22 protein-coding genes are annotated in these 22,801 nt (G+C 57.3%); 9 read left to right on the forward strand and 13 right to left on the reverse strand.

The genetic code is table 11. The features are described from left to right. Positions 1-94: 94 nt before the first annotated feature. From IEN85_RS04355 to tgt, 4 genes are all read right to left on the reverse strand, one after another. Positions 95-787 (reverse strand): class I SAM-dependent methyltransferase, encoded by a 693-nt coding sequence (locus IEN85_RS04355; protein WP_191615839.1) that lies wholly within the window; start codon positions 785-787, stop codon positions 95-97. A 123-nt stretch (positions 788-910) separates the two neighbouring features. Then, on the reverse strand, positions 911-1,843 hold the full coding sequence (locus IEN85_RS04360; RefSeq protein ID WP_191615840.1) for a UDP-glucuronic acid decarboxylase family protein: 933 nt from the start codon (positions 1,841-1,843) through the stop codon (positions 911-913). 74 nt (positions 1,844-1,917) lie between these two features. After that, the gene (locus IEN85_RS04365; protein ID WP_191615841.1) at positions 1,918-3,327 is read right to left on the reverse strand and encodes an MFS transporter; all 1,410 of its coding nucleotides are present in this window, start codon (positions 3,325-3,327) and stop codon (positions 1,918-1,920) included. A gap of 34 nt (positions 3,328-3,361) precedes the next feature. Next, positions 3,362-4,507, reverse strand: a complete 1,146-nt coding sequence (tgt, locus tag IEN85_RS04370) for a tRNA guanosine(34) transglycosylase Tgt (protein WP_191615842.1) — start codon at positions 4,505-4,507, stop codon at positions 3,362-3,364. Between the two features lie 176 nt (positions 4,508-4,683). Between tgt and IEN85_RS04375 the strand changes: the two genes are divergently transcribed. From IEN85_RS04375 to gpmI, 9 genes are all read left to right on the forward strand, one after another. After that, a complete protein-coding gene (locus IEN85_RS04375; RefSeq protein ID WP_191615843.1) occupies positions 4,684-5,247 on the forward strand; it encodes an anthranilate synthase component II in 564 nt (187 codons plus the stop codon). Between the two features lie 6 nt (positions 5,248-5,253). Next, a complete protein-coding gene (gene nrdR, locus IEN85_RS04380) occupies positions 5,254-5,715 on the forward strand; it encodes a transcriptional regulator NrdR (RefSeq protein ID WP_191615844.1) in 462 nt (153 codons plus the stop codon). 44 nt (positions 5,716-5,759) lie between these two features. After that, entirely contained in the window at positions 5,760-6,233 is a 474-nt protein-coding gene (locus tag IEN85_RS04385) for a hypothetical protein (RefSeq protein ID WP_191615845.1), read from the forward strand. Between the two features lie 107 nt (positions 6,234-6,340). Beyond that, positions 6,341-6,685, forward strand: coding sequence for a histidine triad nucleotide-binding protein (locus tag IEN85_RS04390; RefSeq protein ID WP_191615846.1), 345 nt, complete (start codon positions 6,341-6,343; stop codon positions 6,683-6,685). Positions 6,686-6,837: 152 nt separating this feature from the next. Continuing rightward, the gene (locus IEN85_RS04395; RefSeq protein ID WP_191615847.1) at positions 6,838-7,716 is read left to right on the forward strand and encodes a 2-dehydropantoate 2-reductase; all 879 of its coding nucleotides are present in this window, start codon (positions 6,838-6,840) and stop codon (positions 7,714-7,716) included. A 136-nt stretch (positions 7,717-7,852) separates the two neighbouring features. Beyond that, complete coding sequence (locus IEN85_RS04400) at positions 7,853-9,139, forward strand: peptidase U32 family protein (RefSeq protein ID WP_191615848.1); 1,287 nt, start codon at positions 7,853-7,855, stop codon at positions 9,137-9,139. A gap of 53 nt (positions 9,140-9,192) precedes the next feature. Then, on the forward strand, positions 9,193-9,417 hold the full coding sequence (locus tag IEN85_RS04405) for a ferredoxin (RefSeq protein ID WP_191615849.1): 225 nt from the start codon (positions 9,193-9,195) through the stop codon (positions 9,415-9,417). Between the two features lie 131 nt (positions 9,418-9,548). Further along, positions 9,549-10,358: a glycerophosphodiester phosphodiesterase family protein gene (locus tag IEN85_RS04410; protein ID WP_191615850.1), complete on the forward strand. Its 810-nt coding sequence runs from the start codon at positions 9,549-9,551 to the stop codon at positions 10,356-10,358. Between the two features lie 89 nt (positions 10,359-10,447). Next, positions 10,448-12,025, forward strand: a complete 1,578-nt coding sequence (gene gpmI, locus IEN85_RS04415; RefSeq protein ID WP_191615851.1) for a 2,3-bisphosphoglycerate-independent phosphoglycerate mutase — start codon at positions 10,448-10,450, stop codon at positions 12,023-12,025. Between the two features lie 259 nt (positions 12,026-12,284). Here the strand turns inward: gpmI and IEN85_RS04420 are convergent, their stop codons facing one another. From IEN85_RS04420 to IEN85_RS04460, 9 genes are all read right to left on the reverse strand, one after another. Further along, positions 12,285-13,070 (reverse strand): hypothetical protein, encoded by a 786-nt coding sequence (locus IEN85_RS04420; protein ID WP_191615852.1) that lies wholly within the window; start codon positions 13,068-13,070, stop codon positions 12,285-12,287. Positions 13,071-13,489: 419 nt separating this feature from the next. Next, the gene (locus IEN85_RS04425) at positions 13,490-14,629 is read right to left on the reverse strand and encodes a pyridoxal phosphate-dependent aminotransferase (protein WP_191615853.1); all 1,140 of its coding nucleotides are present in this window, start codon (positions 14,627-14,629) and stop codon (positions 13,490-13,492) included. A gap of 69 nt (positions 14,630-14,698) precedes the next feature. Next, positions 14,699-16,060 (reverse strand): tetratricopeptide repeat protein, encoded by a 1,362-nt coding sequence (locus tag IEN85_RS04430; protein WP_191615854.1) that lies wholly within the window; start codon positions 16,058-16,060, stop codon positions 14,699-14,701. A gap of 21 nt (positions 16,061-16,081) precedes the next feature. Further along, positions 16,082-16,756, reverse strand: coding sequence for an energy transducer TonB (locus IEN85_RS04435; RefSeq protein WP_191615855.1), 675 nt, complete (start codon positions 16,754-16,756; stop codon positions 16,082-16,084). 25 nt (positions 16,757-16,781) lie between these two features. Then, entirely contained in the window at positions 16,782-17,186 is a 405-nt protein-coding gene (locus tag IEN85_RS04440; protein WP_191615856.1) for an ExbD/TolR family protein, read from the reverse strand. A 6-nt stretch (positions 17,187-17,192) separates the two neighbouring features. After that, positions 17,193-17,798 (reverse strand): MotA/TolQ/ExbB proton channel family protein, encoded by a 606-nt coding sequence (locus IEN85_RS04445; RefSeq protein WP_191615857.1) that lies wholly within the window; start codon positions 17,796-17,798, stop codon positions 17,193-17,195. A 1-nt stretch (position 17,799) separates the two neighbouring features. Further along, positions 17,800-19,182: a MotA/TolQ/ExbB proton channel family protein gene (locus tag IEN85_RS04450; protein ID WP_191615858.1), complete on the reverse strand. Its 1,383-nt coding sequence runs from the start codon at positions 19,180-19,182 to the stop codon at positions 17,800-17,802. A gap of 26 nt (positions 19,183-19,208) precedes the next feature. Next, complete coding sequence (locus IEN85_RS04455) at positions 19,209-19,991, reverse strand: DUF3450 family protein (RefSeq protein WP_191615859.1); 783 nt, start codon at positions 19,989-19,991, stop codon at positions 19,209-19,211. Positions 19,992-20,110: 119 nt separating this feature from the next. Then, positions 20,111-22,747 carry a TonB-dependent receptor gene (locus IEN85_RS04460; protein ID WP_191615860.1) on the reverse strand — a complete coding sequence of 879 codons (2,637 nt, stop codon included), beginning with the start codon at positions 22,745-22,747 and terminating at the stop codon, positions 20,111-20,113. Positions 22,748-22,801: the final 54 nt, after the last annotated feature.

A 22,801-nucleotide genomic window follows, 5' to 3' on the forward strand; every position in this document is an offset into this window, starting at 1 on the left:
GAGAGTGATCCGGCTAAAGAACTCAGGACAGCCTTGCAACGAAAAGGTGCGAATCTCTGGCTATGAATCGCTTCGCAGGGCTGCCAACGCTTGATCACGCTTTCTCGAGCGCCAACCAAATCGCTGGCCCGTGCGGGTGGGTAGGCTCTTCGCGTTCACCAACTTTCTTGAAACCAAAATACTCAAAGGCTGCAAGCAAGTCAGGTTTCTCCATCCAATTGCTCGACTCACTGCCACCTCCGCAAAATCCCTTCCAATCGAGCGCGTCACCGTATCCGTGGGCGTGCAATCGATGGGAAAACCCCGAGTGAGTCGCATCCCAGCATCCCGCAAAGTATTTTTTCGTCCTCGGGTCCGCACCGACCAGCTCCTCATCGTAAAAGTGCGTCCAGACAAAGAGCTTTTCGACGCGACGCGACAAGAGCTCTATCAACTCCACCGGATTCTTCATATGGTAGAGCACTCCGCTGGCGACACACAGATCGAATACGGTATCATTCTCTTTCAGATAAGATACGAAATTCCCCAGCAAGAACCTAGAGCGGCACAAGCCGAGGAGCTCCTTTACTATCAAACACCGCTGGAAAGCCGCGGCATTGCCTTCAATACTCGTTACGTGAGCCGCACCTGCCCGCTCTAACATGGAGGTGTGCGCCGCCTCCAAAGGGCCGAGTTCTAAAACGGTTTTGCCCTCCACGCCTCCCAGGAGCTGGAGGGCCCAATCAATTCGAACATCCTCATGCAGGCCGGCGACGCCGCCGCTTTCCACTCCCAGATGCGGGGGCATGCGCGAGGACCATTGCCCTTCAAAAAGATCAATCAGGTTTTGGTTGGAAGGACTCTTCTCAAAAAAATTGCGACCGCTCATCAGCCTCGGGATTCAGGATTAGGTCATCGAAGAACTGCGAGGTCACGCCTCCATGTCCTTCCTGAAATAGGCGATAGTTTCCTTCAAGCCTTCCTCCAGAGGCACGCTCGGCTCCCAGGCCAGGTGCTTCTTCGCCAGGGAAATATCGGGCTGGCGCTGCTTGGGATCGTCCGCAGGCAGGTCCAAGTGGACGAGCTTCGATTTGGAACCCACCAATCGCAGCACCGTCTCCGCTAGCTCGATCATCGTGAACTCCCCCGGATTCCCCAAGTTAACGGGCCCCGTCACGGCATCTTGGTTCATCAAACGCACGAAGCCCTCGATCAAATCGCTGTAGAAGCAAAAGGAACGCGTCTGCGAACCGTCGCCGTAGATCGTAATGTCTTCGCCTCGCAAGGCCTGCACGATAAAGTTGGAAACCACCCGTCCGTCGCTAGCCAACATGCGAGGACCGTAGGTATTGAAGATGCGAGCGATGCGGATATCGACTCCGTTCTGACGGTGGTAATCGAAGAACAAGGTCTCCGCGCAACGCTTGCCCTCATCGTAGCAGGACCGAATTCCGATCGGGTTCACGTTCCCCCAGTAAGACTCCTGCTGGGGATGCTGGTGCGGGTCTCCATACACCTCGGAGGTGGAGGCTTGAAAAACCCGCGCCTTCAATCGCTTTGCCAGGCCAAGGCAATTGATGGCCCCCATGACAGATGTCTTGATCGTCTTGATCGCATTGTACTGGTAATGCGGCGGCGATGCCGGACAAGCGAGATTGTAGATCTGGTCCACCTCAAACTTGAAAGGGTCGATCACGTCATGGCGCACGAACTCGAAATACGGGTTGGACAGAAGGTGCACGATATTCGCCTTCCTCCCGGTGAAGAGGTTGTCCAAACAGACGACCTCGTGCCCCTCGCCGAGCAAACGCTCGCAAAGGTGGCTGCCTAAAAATCCGGCTCCTCCGGTGACTAGTACTCTCATGTTCGTGATTGGCTAATACGGTCTGGGAAAACGAAAGCACCGCGCTCCGCACATCCTGTCAAACCACGAGAAGCTCAGTTGCGTTCCCCTTCCTCGGATTGCTCCTCCTCGCCTTTCCTGAAGAAACTGTAGTTCGCCAAGAAGGAGACCCCCATCAAGGTCCCCAGTTGGCGCAGGGGACGCATCGCTCCGATCGCCTGCGTGAGCGTGGCAGCTTTCGGCTCCGCTATTCCCAACAACAGAATCCCGGTCGAGATCACGACCGAGTGATGAACGAGGGAAATGACATGAAAGGCCCCAACCTGGTCTTGGAAGCGAGCCTGCACCCAGGAGAAGAGCAATCCGCCCAAGATCGGCGCCACCGCGGCCGACAGGGAACTCGCCGCCAAGTTGAAACTGATCGCGGCCGTCTTCGCTTCGGCCGGAATCAACTTCAATATCATGCTGAAAGAGCCAAACAAGAATCCGGAGCCAGCGACCCCTCCGATACCCCAAATGAGATAGAGAATGCCCACCTCGTCCGGTCTTGCGAACTGGTGCAGGTAGCCCGTCCCCATCCAAACCGACAAAGCAACCATCAAGCTGATACGGCATCCATACTTGTCGCATACGCGCCCCCAAAACGGCATCATCAAAGCTCCCGTGGTAGTCGCCAGCATTGCCAAGCGAGCCACCTCCTCCACGCTCATTCCCAATACCTTGTAATAGAACACGGGAAAAAACGGCCCCATTACATTTGCCGCAAAGCCAAAGGTCGCTCCAAACACCACGAAGCGAATCAAAGCGGTGTTCTTCAAGATCGACGAAAACTGATCCAATAGCTTCGAGCTACGCTCGTCCGCGACACGTTTGGTAGGCAGTATCCGAAGCTGCAATACAATCGACACAGCACGCATGGCAACCGACACGAAGATGATCATCTGAAAACCAAAGATAGCGTTCTCTTTCCAGTATCCAAGAAACCACGACGAACTCACCAAAAAGGCGACCGTACTGATCTGCAACAGCCGATTTCGGCGGCCCAAATACTTGCCCCGCCCTTTGGTCGGAAGCCATTCCTGCACCCACGAGGTCCAACTCACGTTCACCAAAGCAAACGCCAAAGCCCCCACCGCAAACAAGCCTACAATCAACAAAGGCGAGTGCCACTCGCCTCCCATAGCGATTCGCGGCAACGCATAGCCCACAGCCACCCAGCAGCACAAGTGGATCCATGAAAAAACCAAGCAGATCACCTTTTGAGAAAACCGACGCGTCAGCCACGGCAAGGCAAAGAGCTGCACGACGTTGGCCCAAGCGGGCAAGGAAGCGATCACCCCGTACACCGACTCCTTCAGTCCGATCGCCCCCGTCATCATGCTCGCGAGCAAAAAGTTGCCCGGCATGGCGAAAAACACCAAGGGCATAGCCAGCAAGCCCTCGACTACCGAAAGCCGCATGTTGACCCTCAGCTTCGAGTCCATCCTATCTGATGCGATACTCATGTCACCAATTTCCCACTACGCACAAACCAAACAGCTATCCCTCACCCTTCTCGCCCGCTTCGTAGCGTTCGATCCAACTCGCGCTCCAACGAGAAAAGTCACCCGCTTCGATGCGGGCGCGAGCCTGCTCCATCAGGTTCAAGTAGAAATGCAAGTTGTGCAGGGTCAAAAGCGTGCAGCTCAACATCTCCTTCGCCATGGTGAGATGGCGCAGGTAAGCCCGCGTAAAGTTCCGGCAGGTGTAGTTTTCCATGCCCACCACCAGCGGCTTGAGATCCGTGGCGAAACGCGAGTTGCGAATGTTCTTCATTCCATCAGGCGTGAAAAACGCGCCATTGCGAGCGACCCGACTCGGCAACACGCAGTCAAACATGTCCACTCCGGCCGCGATCATCTTCAACATCTGCGGAGGCGTGCCCAATCCCATGGTATAACGCGGCTTGTCTTCCGGCAAGAAGGGAGCCGTCGCCCGCACCTGCTTGAGCATTTCCGGCTCCGGCTCGCCCACGCTTACACCGCCAATCGCGTAGCCAGGAAAATCGAGCTCCGCCAACTCTTCCGCCGAACGACGCCGCAAGTCCTCGAATTCCGATCCTTGAGCGATCGCAAAAACATGATGCCCCGATCCCAAGAATCCGTTGTCCGTCGCGATCTCCTTGCAAGCCTTCGCCCAACGCGTGGTGCGCTCCACCGCCTTCACGCAATCGTCCTTCTTGCATGGATACGGCGGACACTCGTCGATCACCATAGCGATATCGGACCCCAGGTTCGCCTGGATCGTCATCACTTCCCTCGGCCCCAAGAATACCTTCGATCCATCCAAGTGCGACTGGAAGGCGACCCCCTCCTCCGTCAGCTTGCTCAACTTCGCCAAGCTGAAGGCCTGAAAGCCGCCGCTGTCCGTCAAGATCGGCCCGTCCCAGCTCATAAACTTATGCAAGCCGCCCGCATCGCGAATCAGCTCGGAACCAGGACGCAGGTTCAAGTGATAAGTGTTCCCAAGAATAATCTGAGCCCCCACATCCTCCTTGATCTGGCGAGGGGTCAAACCCTTCACCGTCGCCTGCGTGCCCACCGGCATGAAAATCGGCGTCTCGATCGCGCCGTGCAAGGTCTTCAGACGGCCGCGGCGGGCCCCCGTTTCGGCATCCTTTTTGATCAGCTGGAAATGTTCGCTCATAAATAGAGCCCAAAACCTAGCTCCCCCACCTCCCCGAACAACCCAAATTTTCACTCGTCGCCCAATACCGTAAAACCAAGGCCCGAGCCGACGGCAGGCGACTTATTCACACGCCCCCCGCCAAGCTTGACCCACCTCCCGCCGCCCTATTTAAACCAGCCCTAAAACTGCCCAAAATGCTGCTTGTCATCGACAACTACGATTCCTTCACCTTCAACCTCGTCCAGTACTTCGGTACGCTCGGCGTCGAGCAGCGCGTCTTCCGCAACGACCAAATCACCGTCGAAGAAGCCCTAGCCCTCCAACCCGAGCGGGTTCTCATCTCGCCCGGCCCCTGTTCCCCGTCGGAAGCCGGCGTATCCATCGCCATGATCGAGGCCTTCGCCGGCAAGGTGCCCCTCTTCGGCGTGTGCCTCGGGCACCAGTCCATCGGACAGCACTTCGGAGGAAAAGTCGTCCGGGCCGACCGCCTCATGCACGGCAAGACCTCCCCCATCAGCCACAACGGCAAAGACCTCTTCAAAGGCCTCCCCCAAGGCCTGCAGGCCACCCGCTACCACTCCCTAATCGTCGAGCGAGAAAGCTTCCCAGCTTGCCTCGAGATCACCGCCGAGACCGCCGAAGGCGAAATCATGGGACTGCGACACCGCGAGCTCCCCATCTGGGGCGTTCAATTCCACCCCGAATCCATCGCCACACAAAACGGGATGGAAATCCTCAAGAACTTCCTCACACTCTGATCTACCATGAGATGCCCCAAGTGCGGATCTGAGCTGGACAAAGTCATCGACTCCCGCGCCTCCAAGGACGGCTCCACCATCCGCCGGAGACGCGAATGCCTCGACTGTTCTCACCGCTTCTCAACCACCGAGCAAATCCTCCGCGAAAACCTCTACGTCACCAAGCGAGACGGACGACGCGAAGACTTCGACAAGGCCAAGATCATCTACTCCCTCCGCCGCGCCTGCCAAAAACGCCCCGTCGCCGCCGAGCAGATCAACATGCTCGTGGAAGACATGATCGACTCCCTCGAGTCCGAGTTCGGCATGGAATTCCCCTCCTCCGCCATAGGCGAAAAAGTCCTCTCCAATCTCAAAGCCATCGACCCCATCGCCTACATCCGCTTCGCCTCCGTCTACAAAGACTTCAAAAACCTCGACGAATTCCTCGACGAAATCGGAGACCTCAACACCCCAAAAATCCTGTAGGAGCGAGCTTGCTCGCGAATCTTCCACCCCAGATCCCATCCACCTTGAAACACGGCGCCCACAAAGACTTTTCCAAGCTCCAGATCATCTGCGCCCTCTTCGCCGACGACATCGGCGACGACCTCTACTTCGCCCGCCAAATCAAGGAATCCATCGAAGCGACCCTCACCAAGGAAAACCGCGACCACCCCGCCGCCTTCCTCGCCGCCGCCCAAACGCTTGCCGAGCAAACTGCCCGCCACCCCGAACGAGCCATCGTCGACCTCGTCCCCGCCCCCGAAGCCCAAGGCTTCTCCGAGCTCGCCCTGCGCGCCCGCCTCCTCGAAGCCATCAAACGCACTTGCCGCTTCGAAAAGCCCCTTCTCGTCCTCACCGGACTCAAAGAAGCCATCTGCCCCGCCGGCAAACGCTGGACCGCCCGCCGCGCCGCAGAATACCAAAACGCCATCGCCTACGCCCGCGACTTCTGCCAATCCCGTACCCGCCCCTCCAGCCACCTCAACCTCATCATCTACTAGGCAGGGCGGCCTGGCCCAGACCGCCGCCACAACCCGATCCAACCCCGCCACAACCAACCTAAAAAATCCCTGTTCATCCACGTCCATCCGTGGCTCCAAACAAAACAATGTCCGAAAAGACCATCTTCCAAAAAATAATCGACCGCGAAATCCCCGCCACCATCGAGCACGAAGACGAGCAATGCATCGTCATCCACGACATCTCGCCCCAAGCCCCCACCCACCTCCTGCTCATCCCCAAGAAACGCATCGTCCGCATCGGAGAAGCCACCCCCGAAGACACCCAACTCCTCGGCCACCTCATGGCCCAAATCCCCCTGCTCGCCCAAAAACTCGGCTGGAGCGACGGATTCCGCACCGTCATCAACAACGGTCCCTACGGCGGCGAAGCCGTCCCCCACCTCCACATCCACCTGCTCGCCGGACGCCAAATGGCCTGGCCCCCCGGCTGATCCATGCAGGTACCGAGCACAGCGACACTCGAGGAGTTCAGCGACGAGACACGAGCTCGCTCGCGATTCCCTCTTCAAGCTCGGCCCTCCCGCCGAGCTTTTCCATCTGCCAAATCCAACATCAGCCTGCCCCCTTCAACCTTTCCCTTCCCATGCCCAGCATCGCAATCATCGGTCCCGGCGCCATCGGCGGCACCCTCGCTTCCCTCCTCCTCGAAAACTCGGACAACAAAGTCTCAATTTGCGCCCGCACCCCCTTCGAGCAGCTCCAAGTCACCGCCGCCGGTCAAACAACCACCCGAGACGTCACCGTCCACACCGACTCCACCGCGACGTCCCCTGTGGATTGGATCCTCCTCGCGACCAAAACCTACCAAGTTCCCCAAGCCGCCAACTGGTTCCCCTGCTTGTCCGGTCCCCACACACGCATAGCCGTTGTGCAAAACGGCGTCGAACACCTCGCCAACCTCACCCCCTACTTTCCCTCCGAACGCATCGTCCCCGTCATCATCGATTGTCCCGCCGAACGCAGAAGCCACGGCCAAATCGTGCGCCACGGCGACGTCCGTATCGACATTCCCGATACCGAAAACGCTGTCGCCTTCGCCAAACTCTTCACCGACCCCGCCGTAAAGGCAAACCTCACCACCGACTGGACCTCCGCGGCCTGGCGAAAGCTCTGCATCAACGCCGCCGGAGCCATTTCCGCCCTCGTCAACCAACCCGCCAACGTCGCCGCCACTCCCCAAGCCGCAGCCATCATGGAAGCCCTCATTCGCGAAACCATCGCCGTCGGCCGCGCCGAGGGAGCCACCCTCGACGAATCCATCATCCCCACCATCATAGCCAACGCCGCAGCCGCCCCCGCCGGCTCCATGAACTCACTCCACGCCGACCTCGTCGCCCGACGCCCCATGGAGTGGGACTCCCGCAACGGAGTCATCGCCCGCCTCGGCCAAATCCACGGCATTCCCACCCCCTACAACCAAATGGCCGCCCAAATCCTCTCCCTCCTCGAATCAAATCCGTAGGAGCGACCTTGGTCGCGATTACACAAACCGGTAGCGTCCGCTGTCGCAGCGGACACCCCACAACCGCGCTTGACTCTCGAACCCTAAATTCCATACCAAACTGTCTTTATTTCAAGTTCCGAAGCGAAAGACAGCCATGAGCGCCACCACCACACCCTCCGCGACCACCACCGCCTATCCCGCTGGCGTCGCCTCTCCTCACGTCGAAATCCTCGCTCCCGCCGGCTGCTACCCATCCCTGCAAGCCGCCATCGACTCCGGGGCCGACTCCGTCTACTTCGGCCTCGCCCAGCTCAACATGCGGGCCCGTTCCCGCCGCTCTTTCCACCTCAAGGACCTCGAGGAAATCATGATCCGCTGCCATGCTGCCGGCATTCGCGGCTACCTCACCCTCAATACCCTCCTCTACGACCACGATCTCAAGCTCTGCTACGCCCTGCTCGAAGAAGCCGCCCGCCAGAATGTCGACGCCGTCATCGCCTCCGACATGGCCTGCATCCTCAAAGCCCGCGAACTCGGCCTCGAAGTCCACCTCTCCACCCAACTCTCCGTCTCCAACTACCAGTCCTTCAAGTTCTACGCCCAATTCTGCGACCGCATCGTGCTCGCCCGAGAGCTCAATCTATCCATGATCCGCAAGATCCGTCAGCAAATCCTCGCCGAGGATCTTCGCGGACCTTCCGGGCGCCCCGTCGAAATCGAAGCCTTCGCCCACGGAGCCCTCTGCATCGCCGTCTCCGGACGCTGCGGCATGTCCCTCTACACCGACAACGCATCCGCCAACCGCGGCGCTTGCACCCAAAACTGCCGCAAGGAATACAAAGTGATCGACCAAGAATCCGGCAAGGAACTCCTCGTCGACAACCACTACGTCATGTCGCCCAACGACATCTGCACCATCGACTTCCTCGACCAAGTTCTCGAAGCCGGCGTGCACACCCTCAAGCTCGAGGGCCGCGGCCGCTCCCCCGAGTACGTCTCCACTGTAACCGCCGCCTACCGACGCGGAGTCGACGCCATCCAGTCAGACACCTTCGACCAACCCCTCGTCGCCGAACTCAACGACGACCTCAAAAAAGTCTATCACCGCGGCCATTCCTCCGGCTACTACCTCGGCCGGGAGCAAGGCTGGTCCATGGCCCACGGTACCAAAGCCACCCGCCAAAAAATCCAAGCGGGCCGCGTCACTCACTACTACAGCAAGCTCGGCGTCGCCGAAATCACCGCCAGCGGCCCCATTGCCTCCGGTCAAGAATATCTAATAATTGGAGACACCACCGGCGTCGTAAAAGGCACCCTCGAAACCCTTCGTCTCGACGATTCAACTACAGCAAAACAAGTAAGCAACGGCCAAGTCTTCTCCATCCAAGTCGACGCCAAAGTCCGTCAAAACGACAAATTCTTTTTGCATCTGCCAGCCTAGATAGGAGCGACCTTGGTCGCGAACACACAAAGAGATCAAAGCTCTTTCCCTCCATGCTCACCATCAAACACAAGCGACTCGAATGCATCGGCTGCGCCTTCTGCGCCGAAGTCGCCCCCAACTATTGGCACATGGACGAAGAAGGCCTCGCCCAGCTGCACCAAGTTTTGGATACAGACGAGCCCTTCGAGATCGGCCAAGGCTTCGAGGAAGACCGCGAGTCCCTAAAAGAAGCCGCCTTCCACTGCCCCGTCTCCATCATCAAGCTCGAAGGTTAGCGGCGACCTCGGTCGCGAAAAACGCAACAGGTCGCATCCGCAGTCCCAGCGGGCACCCATTGCTGGAGATGTGAGATGCGGCCTTGTGCCACCATCTCTCTTACACCATAATTGCTTCTCGCTTCCAATTAATGCTAAGCCGCTTCAACACGCTAATCTTCTTCTCCACGCTCGCCTACCTCTCCATGCAAGCCTCCCCCACGTCCCCAGCTCCCCAACTTCCCCTCATCGTCGCCCACCGAGGAGCCTCCGCCGACGCCCCCGAAAACACATTGCCCGCTTTCAGGCTCGCATGGAAGCAAGGAGCCGACGCCATCGAAGGAGACTTCCACCTGACGCGCGACAAGCGTATCATTTGCATCCATAATTCAACTACAGGAAAATACGCCAACAAAAGCCTCACCGTCCGCAAAACCAAACTTGCCGACCTGCAAGCCCTCGTTCCCGCCCCCCATCAATTCCCCACCCTTGCCGAGGTCATCGCCACCGTACCACCGGACAAGAAACTCTACATCGAAATCAAAAGCAGTCGGCAAATCGTCCGCCCCCTCCTCAAAGAGATCGACGCCTCCGGCATCTCCCCTCAGCAAGTCGTCGTCATCGCCTTCAGCGGACGCGTCATCAAGAAGCTGAAGAGCCAGCGTCCCTCCCTCAAGGCCGTCCTGCTCGCCACCCCCCGCTACCGATCCAAAGCCCGCACCCTCGAGCCGGCGCCAGAGCAGCTCCTCGAAGCCATCAAGCGTACCGGCGCCGACGGGGTCAGCCTCTACGCCCACCCCGACATCGATGCGGCCTACACCCAGCCCTTCCTTGACGCCGGACTCGAACTCCACGTCTGGACCGTCGACGCTCCCGAAACCGCCAAAAAATGGACCGACCTCGGAGCCCTCTCCCTCACCACAAACAAACCCGCCACGCTCCGCCAATCTCTCGGACTATAATTACCTCCTCCCCTCGCCCCTCCCCAAAGTCCACCCTTGTCATCAATCCGCTTCGCCGCCATTAGGGACGCCGACAATCTTCAATTATCATGAGCGAAGCGAAAAAACCTGTACTCCTCGTCATCCGTGACGGATGGGGAGCCAACCACAACGCGGACCAAAACGCATACAACGCGGTCAAGCTCGCGGACACCCCCGTCTCCGACATGCTCTCCGCCAAGTGGCCGCGCACCGAACTCGCCGCCTGCGGCCTCGACGTCGGCGTGCCCGACGGCATCATGGGCAACTCCGAAGTCGGCCACCAGAACATCGGAGCCGGACGCATCGTCGACCAGGAGATCGTTCGCATCACCAAAGCCTTCAAGGACGGCGCCGTCACCGGCAACAAGGCCCTCGAGGGCGCCTTCGCCAAGGCCAAGTCCGGCGGCAAGCTCCACTACATGGGCATCGCCTCCGACGCCGGCGTGCACGGCTTGCTCGAACACCTCTACGGTCTCGTGGAAGAAGCCAAGAAGGCGGGCGTCGAACAAGTATACGTCCACCTCTTCATGGACGGTCGCGACACCCCGCCCTCTTCTGGCAAAGGCTTCGCCGAGCAGTGCGAAGCGAAGCTCGCCGAGATCGGCCTCGGAAAAATAGCCTCCGTTTGCGGACGCTTCTGGTGCATGGACCGCGACGAGCGCTGGGACCGCGTGGGACGCGCCTACAACATGCTCACCGGCAAGGAAGGCGACAAAGCCAAGTCCGCCCCCGCCGCCATCCAGAACTACTACGACAACCCCACATCCGACTCGAACATCGGCGACGAGTTCGTCCCCCCAACTTGGATCGTCGACGAAAACGACCAGCCGATTGCCACCATCGGCAACGGCGACGCGGTCGTCTTCTACAACTACCGCGGCGATCGTCCCCGCGAGTTGGCCAAGGCTTTCATCCAGGACGACTTCGACGGTTTCGACCGCGGCGAAAAACTGGATCTCTTCTTCGTGGCCATGACCGAATGGCAAAAGGGCCTCTGCGAAAACGTGGTTTTCTATAAGCCCGAGAAGATGAAGAACGTGCTCGGCGCCTACCTCGCCGACAAGGGCCTCACCCAGTTCCGCTCCGCCGAAACCGAGAAGTTCCCGCACGTCACCTTCTTCTTCAACGACTACCGCGAAGAGCCTTTCCCCGGCGAAGACCGCGGCATGGCCAAGTCTCCCAAGGTCGCGACCTACGACCTGCAGCCAGAGATGTCCGCCGACGAAGTCACCCAGCTCGTCAAGGACGCCATCCTCTCCTGCAAGTACGACTTCGTCCTCGTCAACTACGCCAACCCCGACATGGTCGGCCACACCGGCAACCTCGAAGCCGTCAAGAAGGCTTGCGCCAAGGTCGACGAAGGCATCGGCATCCTGCTCGAGGCCATCGACAAGACCGGCGGCAAGGCCCTCGTCACCGCCGACCACGGCAACGCCGACCAGCTTTGGGATCCCACCGTCGACGGCCCGCACACCGCCCACACTCTCAACAAGGTGGAAGCAGTGGTCTACGGAGCAGGCCTCGAAGGCAAGGAGCTCGTCAACGACGGCGACCGTCGCCTCGCCGACATCGCTCCCACCATCCTCGCCATGATGGGCCTCGAAAAGCCCGCCGAGATGACCGGCATCAACCTCATCAAAGACTAGCGAAATGGTGGCGCGTCTTCTCCGAGGACGCTCTTTAAACCATCAACCTTCCCCAGCGGCGCGGAGCACTCAACTCCCGCCGCTTTTTATTTCTGAACGCAGGGCTGCCGCTTGCGGCACGCCGCGTTGCCCGAATCGCTCCCTAATCCTCCACCGCGGCGTGGCGCGAGCGACAGCCCTGCGGCACTAAACGAGCGTCGAAACCATCCTCTCTCACGAACCGACAAGAGCCAGGTCGGCATGCGTCTCCAATTTCCAACTACAGGGCTGTCAGCTGGTAGCCGCCTCGCGAATCGAATCTCACTTTGAGCAACAAGTCCTTACGGGCGTAAAATCCGTTTTCGCTTCCCGGGTTGAAACGGGACTGCTTCACCAAGTCGAGAGCCAGTTTCGCTGTCGATGGGTTCACTTCCGATAGCAGCGTGTGGTCCACGCTGAAACCACTGTCGTTGACGCCTACTGCGACTAGCACCTCCTCATCCGAAACCATCCTTGCCACGGAGGCTGGCAGCGGTTTCTTGGGCGCGGCCACCAACTCGGGTTCGCGGCTTCCGGAATTTCGCAACGGCAAGGGGCGCTGGCTTTTTTTGCCGAGGACCATCGAAGTCGGAGCAGAGTAAATCTCGTTTCCTCCCGAGAAAAAGTGGTAGTGGTAAATCCCGCGGTTCAGGTCCGTGAACGCGAGCTCCGGAGCGATCCGAACCTGCTGCGTTTTGCCCGCCTGCAAATCGTCGATTTCAAAAGGCAGCAAAAACTCCCGCCCGTCCTGGGCGAAGAGCTGCAGAACCACGAAGCAATCCGTATAGTCGCGGCTCGGCTTCACCTTTGCGTTGAATTCAAAGGTCATCTTGAGCTTCCCGTCTATGATGCGACCAATCGGACGGTTCAGCTCCAAAAACCCGTCGGCGTAACTCGTGGCTTCCTCGAAAAAGTAGGAGCCCGCGGCCACCCGCTCCACGCCCATCCCCAAGTCGACCACGCTCAGCGAGTCGTCAAGGGCAAGCACCTCCAGCTTCGACTGCAAGTCGAAGGGATGGGGGATCATCAGGCGATGTTGGGAAAGTAGAGAGGAAGCGAACGCGGCAGCGAATGCGAGCGACGCAGACAAACGGAAAAGACGACGAAACGACGCCTCATTGGGGTACGAGAGCATGTAAACAATCTCCTGGTTATTGGGGTTTCGGAGAGAGTTTGATAAGTTGTGCGAGTAAGGAAGCGCCCTTTGTCAAATTCATCAAGCGCGGAAATCAAATCGAGCCGCAACCTTGGGGGGAACATTTGCCATCAAAGGCGTGAGGCGGCTCTTATATCGCGGACGACGTTGAAGTCGTCCCTCCTGGAGGGACCGGTTCCACCCGGTCCGCTCTGCAGGATCTCACCTTCTTCGTAACACACAAAAAGGCGGAGAAGCCTGGAGGCCTCTCCGCCTCTATTAGGAGGGCGGGAAAATTCTTTTGCCGACGCTTACTTCTTGGCGACCAAGCCTCCGAGCAAGCTCAGGAACTCGTCCATCTGCGGTTTCGTTCCGATACTCACGCGCGACCAATCAGCGTACTGGCTTTCCGGAGCGCCCGAAACGCGGGAACCGCTGATCAAGATACCGTTCTCGGCCATGGTGTCTCGCAGCACTTGCTGGTCGATGCCGGAGTTGAAGTAGACAAAGGCGCCGTCTGGCTTGGCATACTTGATGCCCAGCTTGTCGAAGGAATCCGTGACGTACTTGCGAACCGTTTGGTAGTTCTTCACGTTCGTCGCGAGGTGCTCCTTGTCCTTGATCGCTTCCGAGGCAGCGATAGCCGCCAAGTAGCTGGGAGCTCCCATGTGGTACACGCTGATCTTCTCGAGGATGTCGGGATGGGCCACCGCATAACCGATGCGGAAGCCAGCCAAACCATAGCTTTTGGAGAAGGTGCGCGTGACGATGACGTTCTTCTTGAGCTTAGCCAACGGAGCGCAGGTCGCGAGAGCGAAGTTCGTGTCCGCAAGCTCGAGGTACGCCTCGTCCACGAAGACAAGAATATCGTTGGGAATGCTCATTACGAACTGCTTCAGCTCCCCCGAGTCGGCGAGCACGCCGGTCGGATTGTTCGGATTGCAGATGTAGACGATCTTGGTGTTCTCGTCGATCTCGGCCTTCAAGGCTGCAAAGTCGTAGCCCATGTCCTCGCTGAGCGGCGCGTACTTCACGTCTCCGCCGCGGGCCTCGAACTTGCGCACCAACTGCGTGTAACCCATCGCCGTAGTCACCACATTGGCTCCCGGCTCCGCGTAGGCCAAGGCCGTCATCATGAGGAGCGGACCCGAACCGGCAGTCGTGAGGATGTAATCGGTCGTCACTCCCTCCTTCTTGGCGCAAAGCGCTTCGAGCTCGTTTACGTCGTTGCGGTTGTAGTAGCTGCCGCTTTCGAGGGCCTTCATCATCGCCATCTTGGCGTTGGGAGTGTAGCCGAAGGCATTTTCGTTACTGCTGAGACGCACAGGGCTGTTCTCAAGCGTCGGAGCAGGCTGGCCTACAAGCGAGCTTGTAAGCAGCGATCCGGCAATAGCAACCGGCATAACCCAGCTGCGGAATCGTCTTTCGACGGGATTAGACATCTTTTTCATAGTGTGGTGGTGGTAGTAAACTCGAGTCGCCAAAAGCTTTGCCAACCGAGATCCGTACCCGTGAATTAACTACATTCTCAGGGCTGCTTGTTCGATACGCAGCAGGTAGTCAGCAACGTAGTCCTTGGGATCGATTTGCTGAGCTTCGCGAAGGTATTTGGCAGCTGCAGCATAGTCGCGTTTGCCGACGTTCAACTGGGCGAGAGCGATATAAGCTTGGTGAGAGTATCCATCGATCTTGGACGCGTTTTCCGCATAGTATTCGGCTTTAGCCAAATCGCCGCGCTTCTTCTCCAACTCGCTGAGGGAGAGCAACGCTCCTCCATTGAGAGGATCCTTCTTTACCAGATCTGCCAAGAACCCGGCAGCTCCATCCGTATCGTCTTCCTGCATTGCGAGGCGAGCCTTCACGTTGAGCACGCTCATCTCTTGAGACTCGCTCAAGCTGGAGGACATGATGGTTTCCAGCTTGGAGAGCAAGGTCTTGGCGCTCCCTAGCTGATCCATGTAGATCAGGGAATTAACCACTTCTATAATACGAGCGGGACGCGCCCCACCCAGCGACATCGCTTCGATGTAACTCTCTACGGCGGGCTCGACCAAACCTTCGTTGACCAGCAAGTCTCCCAACAGCGCGAGGGATGCTCCGTCCGCCTTGCCGAGGTCTTTGACGACCGTGAGGTTGGCAGCGGCCTTGGCGCGCTCGTCGAGAGCGAGGAACTGATTTGCCTGCAGCTTCCACCAGTCGGCCTTGTTGGGTTCGTCCTTGATAAATTCGTACAAGAGGCCAATCGCCTCCTGGGACCGATCCAAGGCAATCAAGCATTGCAACTGCCCCAGCTTCCAGTCCTTGCTGTCCGGAGCGAGCATGATGGCAACCTTGTAAGCATCCAGGGCAGTGGATGGCTTATCCATATTGAGATAACAGTATCCAATCAACCCATACATCGTGCCGTCACCCGTCATCATGGAGAGTGACTTCTGCAATCCCTTCAATGCGTTCGCGTAGTCCCCTTGTGCGACGTAGGCGCGACCCATGTTGTAATAGGCTTGCGCGTAGTTCGGGAACTTCTTGATAGCCTTCTTGTAAGCCTCGACCGACTTCTGGGTCTGTCCTTCCTGATAATAGAGGTTGCCCAGGATGTAGTCGAAGGCAGCGCTGTTGTCAGGCCCCACCGCAGTGGACAGCCTCGCGATCGCCGCCTTGGGATCAGATCCGATAAGAGGTACAATCTCGTCGAAGAGGCCTTTCTCTTCGGCAGTGATATTTGGATTTGTCTCGGACTGAGCGACATAGCTCTTCGCAAATTGGGCTCGGAACTCGGGGTTGTCGAACGATTGCTCTTTGAGATCGTAAACCTGAGCGTGCAGGGCCGAGGTCAGCAGCGTGGCTGCCGCGGCAAGTGTCTTAAAGTAGGAACGTGTTTTCATCGTGGTAAAGTTTGTAGAAAGTTACTGCCAAGTGATTTTGATATTCTCGAATACGACGCGGGCTTGGACAGGTTTGCCTGCGACCGTCGGCTTTTGGTAAACCCAGCCTTCGAAGTGCTCGCGAAAGAGTCGGGTATAATCCTCGTCGATGGTTTGCTTCACCGAAGAAATGGTGACCGTACCGTCGGCGTTGATCACGCCTTCCATCGTGATGTAGCCTTCCTTCTTTTCCCGCTTCATGCGGGGGCTGAACTGGAACGGCGGCTTGCGAAGCACTGAAACCGGGCTATCGAGGTCGCTGATCTCGAACAGGCTGATTTCGTTCATCGTCTCCGAGGCGCTGACTCCGACCTCTCCCAGAGCGAAGCCACCCGCAAGAGCGTTTCCAACTCCAGGATTCAAAGCCATGTTCAACTGCGAAAGCGACAGCTGGGGCGGAGGCGGCTCCATCTCTGGAGGCGGTTCCTGCTCGGGCGGCGGCTCGGGCGGCGGCGGTTCCGGCGGCGTGAAAGCCGGCGGCGGCACCGTCACGTCGAACTCGCGCACCTGCAAGTCCGGCTTCTTCAAGCCAGCCAAGAACTGGGTGAACGGCAGCATGCCGAACATGGCCAGCACTGCGAGAGCTGCGAGGCTTCCCGAACCGATGGGAAGCTTCTTGAACTCCGGTCCTTTGTAAAACTTGTATGGTGATCCCATAATAACTTGAGAGGTCTCCAGCCCCCTAACCGTCGGTTGCCAAGTTCACCGTGTTGGCTCCAGCGAGCTTACACTCGTCGTGCACTCTCGTATAAAGATCTATAGAAGCCGTCTTGTCCGCTTGGATGATAACCGGCATCTGATCTTTGGATACAAGCTGTCGCACGATGGAGCGCACTCCCGAGAGTCCCACTTCCTTGCCGCCGTATACGATTTTTCCCTTATCCGTAATGGCGATTAGGATACTATTCTTCTCCAGATCGGACGCCGAGGCAGCCTGAGGCTTGTTCACCTCAACTCCCGTTTCTTCTACGAAAACCGTGGTAACGATGAAGAAGATCAGGAGGATGAAGACCATGTCGATCAAAGGAGAGATGTTAATCTCATCGCTTTCTGCTTCGCCCTCTAAAATAGAACGTCTTGCTTTCATAATACCCTACTTTGCTAAATTGTTTTTCTCGAGTTTGAGGATGGTGAGGATCTCCATGCGGTTGAAGAAGGAGTCGAGCTCGCCGATCTGCTTCTTGACCACCGTCATCATCACGTAAGCTGGAATCGCTAGCACCAAGCCCGTCTGGGTGGTGATCAAGGCTTCCGAAATACCGCCGGCAACCAGGTCGATGGTGTTGCCTCCGGTGCTGACCGACAGGCCAAAGAAGGTCCCTAACATTCCCATCACGGTACCGAGCAATCCAGTCAATGGAGCCGCTCCTACCAGGATGTTGCAGAAATACAGGCGACGCTGCAGGACCGGCAGGTGGGAAACCCGAACTTCTTCGAAGCGGGCCCTTGCCCCATCCATGTCCTTGACCCCGTCTTGAGTGTAGTGAATAATCTCCGCCACATCCCCTTTCGCATCCTTGGGAACGTCAATCCAGTGACCCAGCTCATTGGCATCCATCATGTAGAATTTCTTCTTCTTCATGTACAGATAGAGCTCGAAGATCGCGAAGTAGATCACTCCGCCGAGGATAGCGAGCGGGACCATCAAAGCCCCTCCAGCTATCCAAAGCTCTAGCGTTTCTTGGACGATGCCTTCCATGTTAAGCGATGGTCTTGATGCCGTTCACGAAGCTGATGGACATCTTTTCCATGCGAGCGAGATAGCCCTTCGCCTTTCGCGAGAGAATCGCGTAGAGCAGGAGGGCCGGGATCGCCACGATCAAACCGAATTCGGTAGTGATCAACGCTTCAGAGATACCGCCCGAAAGCGACTTCGCGTCGCCCGTACCGAATATTTTGATACGGTTGAAGGTATTGATCATACCCGTTACCGTACCCAGCAGGCCAAGCAGCGGAGCAACTGCCGCCGTTACCGAGATAAAAGGCAGCAAACGCATGACCTTGGGCTGAGTCTCTACCATGGACTCGTAGAGGATCTCTTCTACCAGCTCTGGGTTGTGGTCGCTGTACTTCACGCCTTGCTGGATCATCTTGCCCATCGGACCAGAGGTAGCGTTGGCAGCGTGAGCCGCGCCTTCCTTGTCCTTGCTTGCCAGCTTGGCCAGCACCTCGGCCAGAAAGCCGTCCTTGGGCTTGGGCAGCGTCATCAGCTCGAAGGCCTTGAAGGCGGCTACCGCAAGCGAAACGAAAGCGAATCCGAGGATTGGATACACCCAGATACCACCCTTTCCTATGTGCTCTCCGATGCTTTCCTTGGTCGCCTCGATGGCCATTGCATTGTCCAGAGTTGCATCGATGGGAAGAGCTGCTTCCTGGCCAGAGGCAAGAGCGACCACACCGGCGTCGAATTCACCCTTCATGATCGGCATCACTAGCGGCTCGGTGGAGTTGCCTTGCTCTACGATACCGGCCTTTCCGCTCTTGCTTGCGAAGTAAGTGATCGGTCCAAAGCGAACGAAGGTACCTTCTTCGAGCAAGCCTTCGCTGGTGATGGCCTTGCCTTCATAGGTCGCGCCTCCAGAGAGGCTTTCCATACGGGCGAGCCCAGCAGCGATGATTGACTTCTGGGCTTCCAGCTTTTCAACCGGCGAAATATGCGGATCTTCCGCGGCAATCTCGCTAGCGGTAATCTTCTCGCCGTAGAACTCGAACTCCGAGGGATCCAGCTGAGAACCGAAGGTACGCCCGAACTCGGCGGATAGGTTGATAAGGTAGTCCACCATTTCGCCCTGCGCCTTGATGGAATCCTCGAAACTGGAGAGGTCCGAGCTCTGATTGTCGCTGATGCGCTGGGCCCGGTTCGCTTCGCGACGAAGGTCACGCAGCTCCGCAAAAAGCGAGTCGCGTTCCTTGGTAAGCGGAATCTTCTCCTTACCGATCGTCTCGCGGAGGTCGGAAAGCTTTGCCAGCGAGGCGTCGAGCTTCTTTTGAGCATTAGCGGATGCCGTATCGAGCGCGCTCTGGCCCATCAACGGCATTGCTGAAACGAGTAGCGCTAAGGCTATCTTGGAAATCTTGTTCATGTATAATGTCCTCCTAGGATTAAAAGTTATGGCGTAACGATCTTGGCAGGCATTCCGAGGAAGCTTGCGTCAACGGTGCGATCGTAGATCGCGACGAGCTGGGAAACCTTTTCGGCTATGGTAGCGTCTGGCGTCCAATCCCAACCTTTGCTCGACGATGGGTATCCATAACCCGCATACTCACCCGTACCGTCTACAAAGTACGCGTATGCGAACCCGAAGTAGAGCGTAGTCACTTCTCTGGACTCTCCGCCGACTTCCTGGATACCAGTGTCTTTCGTTACGACGCTTTGAAACTTTTCAAACTGCGACATGATAGCGACCACGTTCTGGAGGCGAATCGTGATCGGGGTGGTTTCCTTCTGCTCCTCGTTCGGGATGCGCTTCAGGAAGGTTTCCACTGACTTGCGAAAAGCGTGAGGCCAGGTGAGCGAAAGCTGCTTGATTTGCTTTTCGTACGTTTCCACTGCGGCGGTCATCACCTGAGTGGCTTCATCGAGGTCCTCCTTCTTCTCGTCGAGCTCGGCGCGCTTCTTCTCGCCGGCGGAAGCGGTTTCTTCCGCTGTTTTGATAATGTCCTTGAGGCTCGCGATCTCAGTTTCCATGAACTCGATGGAGTTCTCGATAACTTCCTTCTGCTCGACCCAGGCAAATTTCTCTTCCGAGATTTGCTTTTCGAGAGATATCCACTCGCTCAATACGTTTTGAGTATCTTTAACGACGTCCGCAGATACTGAATACGTGGCTGAAATCGATAGCGTGGCAGCAGCGGCCAAGCATTTGAAAGTCTTTGTGTGTAAACCTAGCATGTTGTTTTTAGCTTAGAGCTTTGGGTAGGGGGTTATTTGGAAAAGCCGCGGCGGAACTACCCGGCACCGCCGCGGCTGAGTTTCCTATTATTCAGATCAAATGATCTACGCTGAGAGGCCTAGAACTTGGTCGACAACGTCAGCGCGACGTTGCGTCCACGGTCCGCTAGGACCTGGCCACTTGTTCCAGAGTACGAGCGTGCGTACCAGATGTACTGGTCGAAGAGGTTCGAGATGCTGAGGGATGCCTTCCAGCCTTCAAGAGGCGTGTCGGACGCACCCGTGTATGCGATACCGCCATCGAAGATCGTGTAGGAGTCTACAGGCTGGGTGTTCAGCGTGTTGACATACACGTCGTCGTAGTACTTGCCGCCAAAGTTGAACTTCCAGTTCCCCTTGGTGTAAATCGCGTCGAAGTTAGCAGTGAGGAACGGCGTGTTGCCGAGATCGTTGCCAGAGATATCTTGGTAGATTTCGTAAGCGAGAGGATCGCTTGTCGATGCGACACGGTAACCTTCACCGGCAGTTGGTATTGGATCACCCGCTGCGATGCGGACGACGGAATCGAGCAAGTCTTCTTGGAAGGTGGTTTCCTGTAGAGCGATAGAACCGCTGAAGCTCAAGCCTTCGATACCGGTCTTGATGTCTCCCGAAGCTTCGATACCCCAAGAGTCAACCCCGCCGACGTTTTGGTAACGAGTGTTACCGGCCGCACCAGCGTTCGGAGAATCGATTGGCACAGGTACCGAGAGGATACGGTCGGTGTAGCTGACGCTGTAAGCTTGAAGCGTGTAGCTGCTGCTGCCGATGTTTCCGCGAATACCGATGTCGAAGTTTTCAGAGTACTCTGGCTTCAAGATGTCTGGGTCGAAGGTGTCACCTGCAGTGGTGATCGTACCTGAATTAGGCGTAGCCATGTTTTCAGAGTAGTTGAAGAACGCTTCCGTGTTGTCGTTGACCGTGTAGAGCAGGCCGAACTGTGGCAGGAACATGTCCTCGTACTTGGTGGAGCGGAAGGTTTCCTCGTTCTTGAGCCACTCGGAGATGGATAGGAATCCGTTCGCGTCACGGTCGAGGGTGATCGCCTTCACACCAGCGATAACTTCAAGATTACCGTCCATTGTTGTCCAAGTGTCTTGTACCCAGAACTGCATTACATCTTGGTCGATGTAGCGAGTGTAGTTGGTGAAGTTGAACTGGTCGTAGCGGTAAGCGCCGAGGATCGAACCACCGTCCAAGTTGAAGTTAGGACGCTCCGTACCGTGGTGGTCAAACTCGTACCAGCCACCCACGATCAGCTTGTTGTTCTCAGTTTCCCAAGTGTAGGAAGCTGTCACACCGTAGCGATGACCACCGAAGTTTTCGTCACGAGCCGTACGGCCTGGAACACCAGGAACGAAGGTCACGCCTGGAGCGTATGTCGGAGTTCCTGGGGCGACGATCGCATGCTCGTCACCATACTCGGTTACTATACTGCCGTCTTCGCCAATAGCGTTACCCGCTGCGTCATACCACATCTGCCCCCAAATATCGGTACGGCTTGGATCGTTCATGTAAGCGGCACGGACCTGAGTCTGAGCGTAGGCTTGGTCACGTCCCCAGAGACCGTAGTTGTTCTTGTCCTGGTAGTAGGTGACAACTTCCATGGACTTGCCCGGCTCGAAATCGAAGTCGAACTTGAAGCGCTGGAGCGTATCCATACGACCATTCTTCCACTTGTCGTAGTAGATGGCGTTCACGCCCTCACCGGCTCCGACCGAAGAATCTATGTATTTTACTGGACCAAGGTTACGTCCCTGATCGCTCAAATCTCCGTACTGGAAGGAACCACCAGGCATATCGGGAAAATCCCAAGGCGTGTACTCACGGTAGCCAAAGCCGGTACCGCGGTAGTTCCCCGCTTCGGCATCTTGCCATTCCTGCCAATCCAAACCGGCAGTGTCGAAGTCGTCACGGTCGTTGTAGGTAACGGCGTAAGTGATGTCCAACTTGTCGGAAGGAAGCTCATACTTGAACTTCGCTTCGTAGCGTCGAGCCATGCCCTTGCCTAATCCGTCAAGTCCGCGCGGAGTGAACTCGAAGTGGGAACCGCTCACGTAGCCAGTGAAGCCGGGAGCGATTTCGCCCATCTCGTACTTACCGAAGAGGCTGATGTGATCGAAGCTGCCGTAAGTGGCGCTGAACATCGCGCCCTGCTCCTTGGAGGGATCCTTGGTGAAATACTGGAGCGAACCGCCAAGCGCCTGGTAGGCAGGAGTCGTTACGTCGCCCGCACCTTGGGAAACCTTGATGGTGGTGAGGTTCTGGGAATCGACCAAACGACCGATCGGGCTACCATAGCGAGGATCGGAAGTACCGACCGGCACGCCGTCAAGGGTTACCCCCAGGTTGGAGATATTGAAGGCACGAACGCGAATGTCGTTACCGAACTCGTAGAAACCAAAGGGGTCACGCGTTACCACGTTTACCCCCGGGATCTTGTCGACCATCTTTTCCGGAAGCGCTCCGGGCATCGCGATTTCGAGGGCCTCGAGGTCGAGAGAGTTGTTGGCGCGACTTTCGCCTTGGCCAACAGCTGTGAAGGTTTCGAAGACTTCCATTCCGGAACCTGAATCCTGGGCAACCGACTCGAAGCTGAGTCCTGCTAGCACGAGAGCTATTGCTGCCTTAGCGAGAGTCCCCTTGGACCTCTCGCCGCTGGAGGGATGCGAGCACATAGCTACGCCATCCGCGTTTAACGGTGTTGATTTAGACATCTTTTTGTATGGTTTGAGTTTAGCTTTAAACCACCTGAGGTTTAGCATCAACGA

The organism is Pelagicoccus enzymogenes, assembly GCF_014803405.1.
Lineage (GTDB): Bacteria > Verrucomicrobiota > Verrucomicrobiia > Opitutales > Opitutaceae > Pelagicoccus > Pelagicoccus enzymogenes.